Raw genomic sequence first — 8,960 nt, 5'->3', positions numbered from 1 at the left:
GGTCAGCAAAAAATAATTGAGCTCCAGGCTGCAGGCTGATTGTTCTTAGATTCTGAGCCAGAGGTAATAACCCAGCCACCGCGTTAGCGGCTTGCCCTTGATGGCACAAAAAATAACTGCTACACTGCTGCAAACGACGGAGAAAATCTGATTGTTCTTGAGTTCTTCGCCGTCGGTGATTAACCGTCAGCAGTTATTTTTTGTGCTGTCAAGGGTGGCGTCCGGCTACCTCAATCTAAATATCTGCATTTTTCAAGGTTCATCTGAGCCTATTTTTTTGACCTATTTTTTTCATAGATTATTTGACACTATCGTCACAAAAAGAATCATGACTTAACGCTACAAAAACAATTATAAATTACGCCAGCATCAGAAAAATAGGCTAAACAATTAACAAAATTGCTTAGCCTATATTGTTCATTATTCAGTTTTCACAGCTCATGCACATATCAGTTTGAGGCCTTGAAGTTGTAGATCGGCTTCATGACGTCCACAATCTCCACCGACTCCCCTATCACGTCGATGATGTCGTCAAGGGATTTGTAGGCCATGGGGGCCTCGTCGATTGTCGCCTCGCAGACGGAGGATGTGAAAATTCCCTTCATTGACTCCTTGTACTCCTCCATGGAGAGGTTGTTCTTCGCAGCGGTTCTGGACATGATTCTTCCGGCGCCGTGGGGTGCGGAGTAGTTCCACTCGGGGTTTCCCTTGCCGATCGCAAGCACGGATCCGTCCCTCATGTTGATGGGTATCAGAACCTTCTCTCCCTTGTGGGCCGCGATTGAGCCTTTTCTTAGGATCATCTCGTCGGTGTCGATGTAGTTATGTATCGTGTGAAAAGACTCCCCGCCTGACAAACCTGATTTCTCAAGTAAAATCTCGGCCATTTTCTCGCGGTTTCTCTTGGCAAATCTCTGGCATATCTCCACATCGTGAAGGTAGTCCTCAAGGTATTTTCCCGATAAGTAGCAAAGATCCTCGGGCATGGTTGACGGAAACTCGACATACTTTTTATGGTAGAGCTCTTTAAGTGCAGCCTGGATCTCGCTTCTTCTGCCCTGCTCCTTGTAGGTTCTTATGAGTTCATCCCTCGCCTCGAGATAATCTCCTATACCTTTTGCAAGGTCCACGGCGAGTGTCTGATAGAGCTCAGCGACCTGTTTTCCTAAGTTTCTGGAGCCCGAATGGATTATGAGATACTGGGTTCCATCAGCAGCTCTGTCAACCTCGATGAAGTGGTTGCCGCCGCCGAGCGTTCCGAGGGATCTCTCGAGACGCTTGGTGTCCTTAAGCTGTCTGTAGCAGCGAAGCTCGGTTAAGTCGAATTTCTCGACTCTGCCCTCCCAGACCTCTCTTCCTGAAGGCACGGTAAAAGCCGCCATATCAAGCTTCTCAAGGTCGATTTGCTGTTTTCCGAGATTAACAGTGTACATACCACAGCCCAAATCCACGCCCACGACGTTGGGCACTGCCTTGTCTGTGATGGTCATGGTGGTCCCGATGGTGCAGCCCTTCCCCGCATGGACGTCGGGCATGATTCTGATCTTGGAGCCCTCGGTCATGGGGTAGTCGCACATTCTTCTTATCTGCTCGATTGCCTCGTCCTCGATCACCTTAGCGAAGCACAGAGCAGTATTTACTTTTCCTTTTATCTCTATTGTGTTCATTGGTTTTTCCTTTTTGTCAGAGCTGGGAGTATTGCACGCTCCCGGCTGTTTTCTTTTTGGGGGCCCAGCTATGCGGCTATCCTTTCATACCTTTTTGATGAAAGGACGCTCATCATGAATTTGTAGGGTTCTAAATCGCCGTCTTTTAACATTGAAAAGATCTGCGGATTGCAGCCTGATACAAGCGCCACGCCGCGGTCATTCATTTTTACAGGCTGCTGCTGATTGCGGCTCGACACGTTCCAGAAAACTATCTGGGGAAGCTTAAAGCCATATCTTGCAAACTGCGCCTTCGCGTTCTCGAAATTGGTCATTCCGGAATTGTTAGCACAGTAGTCGAACTCCATGTCGGAGATGATATAGAGTTTCTCCGGCATGTCAGCCTGCGTGAGTTTGTTGTTTACGGCAGTTCTTAAGATTAGCATGAAGGTCTTTTCGATGTCGGTGTTGCTGACTTCGTTAAACCGCATGCAGTAGCGGACTTTTTCCACTATGTCGCATCCCTTGATCTCCACGAGTCTCGGGTTCGCTGAGAAGGTGATGAAGTGATTATGAAAAGCGCCTGTATTTTTCTCTGCAAAGTAGATGCCAAGGGACTGCGCAACTGCTGCCGGTGTGGGATTTCCCCAGCCGTACATTGAGCCCGAGCCGTCGACAACTACGAGAGATTTTTCCGCACCCGCAAAGTTCGGGAGTGCGTTCCAGGTAGCGTTCATCGCCTGTCTCTCTTCCACGCTGAAGGGTTTACCTCTTCTGTCTATCACGGGTGCGATAACATCGTAAGGTGTGAGCGCGCCTGTATTCATGACAGAAGGATCCGCCTCCGCTCTATTTATGAAGGCCTGATATCTCTCGCCGTCATTTCTGATGAAGGCCTGTCTGTACTTGTAGAGCGCCTTGGAGGGCTGCTTCTCGTAGTCAAATGTGTAGTCCTTCTCGCGGAGGTTGTTCTCTATGATCTTGATCTGCGCTCTGAGTGCCGACAGGATTCTGCGGTACTCGGAGTCAGTCATGCCAAGGGCCTTCGCGATCTTCTTTGCATTTCTTATGGTTTCCTTGTTGCTTGCGTTGATGGAAGGGAGCCATTTTGCCAAGAGAGAGATGTTGGTGGTGGCGTTCATATCTGAGCGAAGTGTTTGCTCTATGTAGTTCATGACTTCTTTTTCCACAGGTGTGTCCATGAGCGCAAGAAGATCGTCGTATCTGCCGTACTCAGCAACGTTCGCGATATTCTTCTTAACAGACTCAGGCTCTGTAGCGGCGAGGTACTTAAGGATTACCTTGAAAACACGTCTCTCACCGAGGCCGCCTCTGATGTCTCTTGCAAAGAAGAGCATTTTCATGGCAAGGTCCGCATCCTCAGCGTACGCCTTCACGAATCTGGTGATGATGTCTTCCTCGGAAGCTCTTCTGAGCGCGCCTATTGTTGCGAAAAGATCAAGGCAGTCGGACTGTGTTGAAACATAGGTAACTGCGCCGTTCTCTGTATATGTGATGTTTGCTTCTTTCTTTAAGAATGATAACATGTTGGTTTCCTCCTGTTGTTGCTCACAGATCTGTAGCTTCCATGAGCCGCTTTTCAAGATACTGTTTTTTACGCGCCGCGGGCTCTTACCCCGCAATGCCTAAATCATGCTACAGCTGACTTTTCAACGCGTCCCTAGTTAATTGCTGTTAGTATCTTCTTTTTTTCAAGACACATACACCCTTCCGGGCTGGAGCGGGATTTGAACCCGCGATCACGGATTATTCATCCGGTGCTTCACCTCTTAGCTATCCTGTAAGTTAGTTGCTGTCTGTGTCTTTGTAACTCGCCAAGTCTGTTGTGACTTGACTTTGTGATTCGCCAGGCCGCTTGTGACTTGGCTTTGTCTTCGTTGTGACTTAATCATAGCGCAGTGTATTGGAGATAAAAAGATGCAGTTTGACTCTTTTCTGCAACCCCAATATAATGTTATAAATAGCTTATATATGTTTTTTATGATGTAATATACATCCCCATAAAAGAGGCACGATATGACAGAGAAGTATAAAATCTATCTTTCAGAGGATACAAAATCAAGACTTATAAATGACGCTGAACTCTTCGAGTTCACCAAGAATGACGAGAGCGTGAATCTCAACGCTTTTCTCAAGACGCTGATTGTGAACTACTTTGATCAGTATAGGCACGACAGCGACTCACTGCTCGCGAATATTATGCAGGATCTGAGCGAGCTTTCTTCTATTAGTAAGAAGGATGCAGCTTTTCTTGCAGATAAGATCGTGAGCACATATATTAAGGCTGACCGCCACCAGAGCGGCAAAAACTCCGCTCTCACCCTGACTGTGAGCGGGTCTTCTTATGAAATTCTGAAGATAATCGAGAACAATATGCTGGCAGAAACTTCTCTCTCGCAGTACCTCAAGGACATGTTCAATGCTTACCTATCCATTCCGCGAAGCGAGCGAGAAGCCATCATTTTCAAAGATAGCTATGAGGATATTTCACGGGCACTAAAGGAGCACAAGGTCCTCTCTTTCACGACCACAACCTCAGGCGACAACAAGGCTTACTATGTCGAGCCCTATATCATTGCGCCTTCCAAGGAGGAGCAGTGCAACTATTTGCTGTGCTTCGATAGGCGCGCCAAAAAGCCCAGGACTTTCCGCATCTCCAGACTTAGAAGTGTCTTTGTGACCTCCGATACTTTTGCTGTTAATCCTGACATTCAGGAAGAGCTTCGGGAAAAGGCCCTCCGCAGCCCTCATTCCGTGGGTCTTACCGTGCAGGCTGTCGTCCGTCTCAACCCCTACGGTGTCAGAAAGTTCAAGGCCATCACCAAGAACCGTCCACTTGTCTCCAAGATTGAAGGCGATCTCTATTACTTTGATTGGCCCGAGCTCCAGCTTGAGGAGTACTTCAAGCGTTTCGGCCGCGACGCCATCGTAATCGGGCCGGAATCCCTCAAGGAAAAGATTAGGAAGTTCTATTATTATGGGCTGAGGGAATATAGTAGGTGAGGAGTTTATAGCTTGTTGTGCCAAGATACGATTGCTTTTCTTGTTTTCTTGGTAGTGTTCAAAACTTGTTGTACCAATATATGTTGACTATTCTTTATATCTTGGTAGTGCTTGGAAGCAGCTCTACCAAGATATTTCTTTTTTCCACTTTATCTTGGTAGCAAAAATTCTTTTTCGTACCAAGATTTTTGTATTATTCTTATTATCTTGGTTGCTCATGAAGTAGTCACTACCAAGATATTCTTCATTTTCACTTTTTCTTGGCATCAAAAAATCTTTTCCATACCCAGATCTATGCATTATTTATGTTATCTTGGTAACCCATGATTTCTGCATAAATCCACTTAGCAATTTTCCTTCGGAAGATTTACTTTTTTCTTTCCACATTCCACATTTCACAGTTTTTATGTAGTATAAGAGTCCGAGGGTATGAAAATTTTATAAGGGGAGGAATGAACAAAATCAAGAGAAATCTTTTATATTTCACCACAGCTATGCCGTGTCTATTTTCAGTAATCGGATTAACAAAATTCACCGTTATTGCAGCAGAAACATCCGCGGCTCAGACAGAAACACCCGCAGCTCTGGTTGCACCTACTAACCTTAAATGGAGTGATAATCATCACGCAATTTTCACAGTCGTAGATCAGGAAGCTTACTATTTTGTTTACTTGGAGAAAGATGACAAAACCATCATGACCTAGCATTGGGGATCGGCAAGTGGCGTACAGAATGTTTCTTTGGATTACGATATCAAGGAGACAGGAACCTACCGCTTCCGTGTTAAGGCCGGTCTAAACAGTACGGATAAGGATTATAATACCGGCGTTGTTAGCGATTACAGTCCTGAATTCCACTATGTAAGACCGTCAAAACAGCTTCCTACACCAACAAATTTAAAATGGGATCCATCCCAGCCGGGCACAAAATAGATGGTGTTCGAGGTTATAAAGTAATTCTTCGAAAAGAAAACGGTACCTTTGTTATAGGCAGATTTTGTGCTAACGCCCTAGCTGTAAAGATGCAGAGCGATACCGCAACCAAGGCTGAAATTGTCGGCCTTGAGTTCCTTTATCAGGTCAAGGCTAAGGTAGCTGTTTCCAACAACGTCACCGGTCCGAAGGACAAGAAAATTAAGAAGATAATCATTCCCGACACTGTAACTATCGGAACTTCCGAATACAAAGTTACAGGCATAGCTGAGAATGCTTTCAAGAACTACAAGAAGCTTACATCAGTTACTATTGGAAATTTTCAGTTAAACATCTCCGCCGCGGTTTTCTGATAGATCAGATAATCCTCTTCCGAGAAATTCACGATGGTTATCTCTATCTCGTATCCGGCGTTTTCAGCAATCCAATCATTAACAGCGGCGAGGGCAGCCTTTGCCGCTTCTTTTTTGGGATACCCGTAAACTCCTGTAGATATTCCAGGAAAAGCGATGCTGTGAAGGTCATTCTTTTTTGCCAGCTCCAGACTGTTCCAGTAGCAGTTACGAAGGTCCTCCGGATCCGAGGCACTGCCGCTGTAAATCGGTCCCACTGTGTGAATTACATGCTTCGCAGGAAGGTTGTAACCTCCCGTGATCTTGGCCTCACCGGTTCTGCAGCCGTTAAGCGTTCTGCACTCGTTCAAAAGCTCGGGCCCCGCAGCCCTGTGTATTGCGCCATCAACGCCGCCTCCGCCGAGTAGACTCGAGTTCGCTGCGTTAACAATCGCATCTACTTTGAGTTTAGTTATATCGCCTGCATGATAATTTATGCTGCTCATTATTCTTCCTTCCCTTCTGCGTTTCCGTCTTCTTCAACCAGCACAAACATATCGTCAGGCTGCTTGCATCTCGGGCACACATCGATATCACGGATGCTTTTTCCTTCCTTCTCCTCATCAAAAATGTAACCACACGCTCTACACCTGTAAACTGCCATAAGCACCTCCTCAGTCATTTTCCTTAACTAAAAATTATACTGCATGAAATTGCCATTATGCTTGAATCCATAGGCCTCGTAGAGCTTAACGCCCATGTTGGAGGCCGTGATGTAAATTGTTCCGCAGCCGTAGTCCTTTGCTTCCTTGACAACTCTGTCGAGGAGCGCGGTTGCTATCCCCATTCTGCGATAATTCGGATCGGTATACATGCTCGACAGGATTCCCAGCCTTCCGGACGGACACGTGAAGTACGGCGGTTTCTCTGCAAACGACATTCCGCTCGTTCCCACAATTTTATCTCCATCGAATGCCAGCCATGAGACATACGTGCCGGCAGCCATATTTTTCGTATAAAAATTGCGAAGTGCTGCGCTTAGGTCAACGCCTTCAGGGGGTGTTTTTCCTTCTGAAGTGTACTCCTCCGTCAGCTGATTGATTCTCATGCTGATGATTGTGTCCAGGTACTCCTGCGTCAGTTTCTTGTAGTCAATGCTCATGATTTTCCCCCAATTTTCTCTGCAGATAAAACATGCAGATGAAGCACATTATGATCTGAACGATGGTTGAACACGGCGTCGCAAGGCCGATTTTGAAAAGTGATACCGGCTCCTGCTTACTCATGAAATACGACACCGGAATCCTTATGAGGAATGCACCGGCGATTCCCTGAAGCATGACAAACTTCGTATATTCCATGCCGTTGAAGAATCCGATGAAGCAGAATAAAAAGCATGTAAACAGGCAGTCGATGGCGTACGCCTTCAGATAATCCCAGGCCGCCATGATGACTTCCTTGTCATTAGCAAAAAGTCCCGCCAGAATATCGCCGTGGAAAAATCCCATGTAAAACATAACCACTGCAAAGATGAAAGACACGCCTATCGCATATTTCAGGCCCTTGAAGGCTCTGTCGTATTTCTTTGCGCCTCTGTTCTGCGATACGAAAGCGGACATCGACTGGGCAAACGCCGACGGAATCAGCATGATGAATCCGCATACTTTCTGCGATACGCCAACTCCCGCGGAGGCCACAAGTCCCAGCGCGTTAACTATTGCCAGGATCACCAGGAATGAGATGCCCACGAGAAGGTCCTGAAGCGCAACCGGCGTACCTATGAAAAGAATTTTCCCTATAATACTTTTGTCCAGACTGAAACTCTGTCTGGTAAGTGTGAAGGGCAGCGTCTTTTTCCTAATCAAAATCAGCGAGATTATCACGCTCACCAGCTGCGCAGCCACTGTGGCGTACGCCGCTCCGCGGGTTCCCATCTTAAAACCGGCCACCAGCACAAGGTCTCCGACAATGTTACAAATACAGGCGATCAGCACAGACACCAGCGGTGTGATGGAATCCCCAAGACCCCTGAAAATACTGCCGATCAGATTGTAAGCTATTATGATAATGATTCCCATTCCGCAAATTCTTATGTACGCAGAAGTCAGGTCAAACGCCTCCTGCGGTGCGTTCATCGCCTTCGCAAGACCGCTCGAACACAGCGGGATAAGTATTGTCAAAACCACTCCTAGCGTCAGAAAAAGCATTATTCCGTTTGCGACAACGTTTCCGCCTTCCTCGCCTTTTTTCTCTCCGATCTTTTGTCCCAGGAAAACAGTGATGCCCAGGGATAAGGCGGTCATGAGGTTAGTGATTGTCTGCATTATCTGCGAGCCGGTGGAGACTCCCGAAACATCCGCGGACTCTCCGAATTTTCCTACTATCAGAAGGTCAACCGCACCGTACAAGGACTGCAAAAACAGCGCAAACAGCACCGGAATTGCAAACTCCAGCAGAGGCCTTAGTATTTTTCCTTCTGTAAAATCTATTTGTTTCTCCATTTACTCCTCACTTATTGCACGGTCACTTTTAATGTCTTCGAAATACCGTTTACAGCATAATAATATATGTCACATGTTCCTGCGCCGACGCCCGTGATATTTCCGTTTTCATCTACAACAGCAACATTCTCATCAGAAGATTTATAACGGAACATTGGTGCATGCTCTTTCATCTTCTTGGAATTATCATCGAGCTTTACAGATGCCTTAACCTTTGTCGTCTTGCCAACTTCTACGGAAACACTCTTCTTGGAAAGATGTATGGATTTGACATTAGTAAACCTGAATTATTCATGACAACTTAAACCTCTGAAATCAAACTCATAATCCGATTTTTTTGAAATGGATGCCTAGAATAAGCGGGAATCAGTCCTAAAAATGGGTAGACTGTCCCTATGAATCAGAAATACAGACTTTTAAGTTATCAAGGTGCATCAATAGTTGCTATTCCAACTGTGGATTTAAGCTGCTTATATTTGTAAGTGTTTCATAGAACTCAGATATGTAAGGGCAGCTGCTACACAG

11 protein-coding genes and 1 tRNA gene are annotated in these 8,960 nt (G+C 46.1%); 4 read left to right on the top strand and 8 right to left on the bottom strand.

Annotated features, from left to right (window positions below; translation table 11 throughout):
* Positions 1-449 precede the first annotated feature (449 nt).
* From BLR42_RS20995 to BLR42_RS20985, 3 genes are all read right to left on the bottom strand, one after another.
* The gene (locus tag BLR42_RS20995; RefSeq protein ID WP_091873443.1) at positions 450-1,667 is read right to left on the bottom strand and encodes an RtcB family protein; all 1,218 of its coding nucleotides are present in this window, start codon (positions 1,665-1,667) and stop codon (positions 450-452) included.
* Positions 1,668-1,735: 68 nt separating this feature from the next.
* A complete protein-coding gene (locus BLR42_RS20990) occupies positions 1,736-3,193 on the bottom strand; it encodes a DUF2828 family protein (protein WP_091873440.1) in 1,458 nt (485 codons plus the stop codon).
* A gap of 189 nt (positions 3,194-3,382) precedes the next feature.
* A tRNA-Ile gene (locus BLR42_RS20985) sits at positions 3,383-3,446 on the bottom strand.
* Between the two features lie 237 nt (positions 3,447-3,683).
* Between BLR42_RS20985 and BLR42_RS20980 the strand changes: the two genes are divergently transcribed.
* The 4 genes from BLR42_RS20980 to BLR42_RS20965 all read left to right on the top strand — a co-directional run bounded on the left by BLR42_RS20980 (position 3,684) and on the right by BLR42_RS20965 (position 5,955).
* The gene (locus tag BLR42_RS20980; protein WP_091873437.1) at positions 3,684-4,670 is read left to right on the top strand and encodes a WYL domain-containing protein; all 987 of its coding nucleotides are present in this window, start codon (positions 3,684-3,686) and stop codon (positions 4,668-4,670) included.
* Between the two features lie 452 nt (positions 4,671-5,122).
* Entirely contained in the window at positions 5,123-5,374 is a 252-nt protein-coding gene (locus tag BLR42_RS20975) for a hypothetical protein (protein WP_091873435.1), read from the top strand.
* A 36-nt stretch (positions 5,375-5,410) separates the two neighbouring features.
* Positions 5,411-5,602 (top strand): hypothetical protein, encoded by a 192-nt coding sequence (locus BLR42_RS20970; protein ID WP_091873433.1) that lies wholly within the window; start codon positions 5,411-5,413, stop codon positions 5,600-5,602.
* Positions 5,572-5,955, top strand: coding sequence for a hypothetical protein (locus BLR42_RS20965; protein WP_139165237.1), 384 nt, complete (start codon positions 5,572-5,574; stop codon positions 5,953-5,955). The genes BLR42_RS20970 and BLR42_RS20965 overlap by 31 nt, the downstream gene beginning before the upstream one ends.
* Here BLR42_RS20965 and BLR42_RS20960 read toward each other — a convergent pair.
* Genes BLR42_RS20960 through BLR42_RS23155 form a run of 5 tightly spaced genes read right to left on the bottom strand, consistent with a single transcriptional unit; the run spans position 5,925 to position 8,698 of the window.
* The gene (locus BLR42_RS20960; protein ID WP_091873428.1) at positions 5,925-6,440 is read right to left on the bottom strand and encodes an O-acetyl-ADP-ribose deacetylase; all 516 of its coding nucleotides are present in this window, start codon (positions 6,438-6,440) and stop codon (positions 5,925-5,927) included. The genes BLR42_RS20965 and BLR42_RS20960 overlap by 31 nt on opposite strands.
* Positions 6,440-6,598, bottom strand: a complete 159-nt coding sequence (locus BLR42_RS23160) for a hypothetical protein (protein ID WP_170832921.1) — start codon at positions 6,596-6,598, stop codon at positions 6,440-6,442. Before BLR42_RS23160 ends, BLR42_RS20960 begins: the two co-directional genes overlap by 1 nt.
* Positions 6,599-6,625: 27 nt before the next feature.
* On the bottom strand, positions 6,626-7,096 hold the full coding sequence (locus BLR42_RS20955) for a GNAT family N-acetyltransferase (RefSeq protein ID WP_091873425.1): 471 nt from the start codon (positions 7,094-7,096) through the stop codon (positions 6,626-6,628).
* Complete coding sequence (locus BLR42_RS20950; protein WP_091873423.1) at positions 7,086-8,435, bottom strand: MATE family efflux transporter; 1,350 nt, start codon at positions 8,433-8,435, stop codon at positions 7,086-7,088. Before BLR42_RS20950 ends, BLR42_RS20955 begins: the two co-directional genes overlap by 11 nt.
* 11 nt (positions 8,436-8,446) lie before the next feature.
* Positions 8,447-8,698 carry an Ig-like domain-containing protein gene (locus BLR42_RS23155; protein ID WP_091873420.1) on the bottom strand — a complete coding sequence of 84 codons (252 nt, stop codon included), beginning with the start codon at positions 8,696-8,698 and terminating at the stop codon, positions 8,447-8,449.
* Between the last annotated feature and the right edge of the window lie 262 nt (positions 8,699-8,960).

This window comes from Butyrivibrio sp. INlla16, from assembly GCF_900104155.1.
Taxonomy (GTDB): Bacteria; Bacillota; Clostridia; order Lachnospirales; family Lachnospiraceae; genus Butyrivibrio.
The sequence above is the reverse complement of the archived record's forward strand: the minus strand, read 5'-3'. Positions and strand labels throughout refer to the sequence as shown.

Coding starts and splice junctions, on each gene's coding strand:
- BLR42_RS20995 (WP_091873443.1), bottom strand. CDS start 1,667: ATGAACACAATAGAGATAAAAGGAAAAGTAAATACTGCTCTGTGCTTC.
- BLR42_RS20990 (WP_091873440.1), bottom strand. CDS start 3,193: ATGTTATCATTCTTAAAGAAAGAAGCAAACATCACATATACAGAGAAC.
- BLR42_RS20980 (WP_091873437.1), top strand. CDS start 3,684: ATGACAGAGAAGTATAAAATCTATCTTTCAGAGGATACAAAATCAAGA.
- BLR42_RS20975 (WP_091873435.1), top strand. CDS start 5,123: ATGAACAAAATCAAGAGAAATCTTTTATATTTCACCACAGCTATGCCG.
- BLR42_RS20965 (WP_139165237.1), top strand. CDS start 5,572: ATGGGATCCATCCCAGCCGGGCACAAAATAGATGGTGTTCGAGGTTAT.
- BLR42_RS20960 (WP_091873428.1), bottom strand. CDS start 6,440: ATGAGCAGCATAAATTATCATGCAGGCGATATAACTAAACTCAAAGTA.
- BLR42_RS23160 (WP_170832921.1), bottom strand. CDS start 6,598: ATGGCAGTTTACAGGTGTAGAGCGTGTGGTTACATTTTTGATGAGGAG.
- BLR42_RS20955 (WP_091873425.1), bottom strand. CDS start 7,096: ATGAGCATTGACTACAAGAAACTGACGCAGGAGTACCTGGACACAATC.
- BLR42_RS20950 (WP_091873423.1), bottom strand. CDS start 8,435: ATGGAGAAACAAATAGATTTTACAGAAGGAAAAATACTAAGGCCTCTG.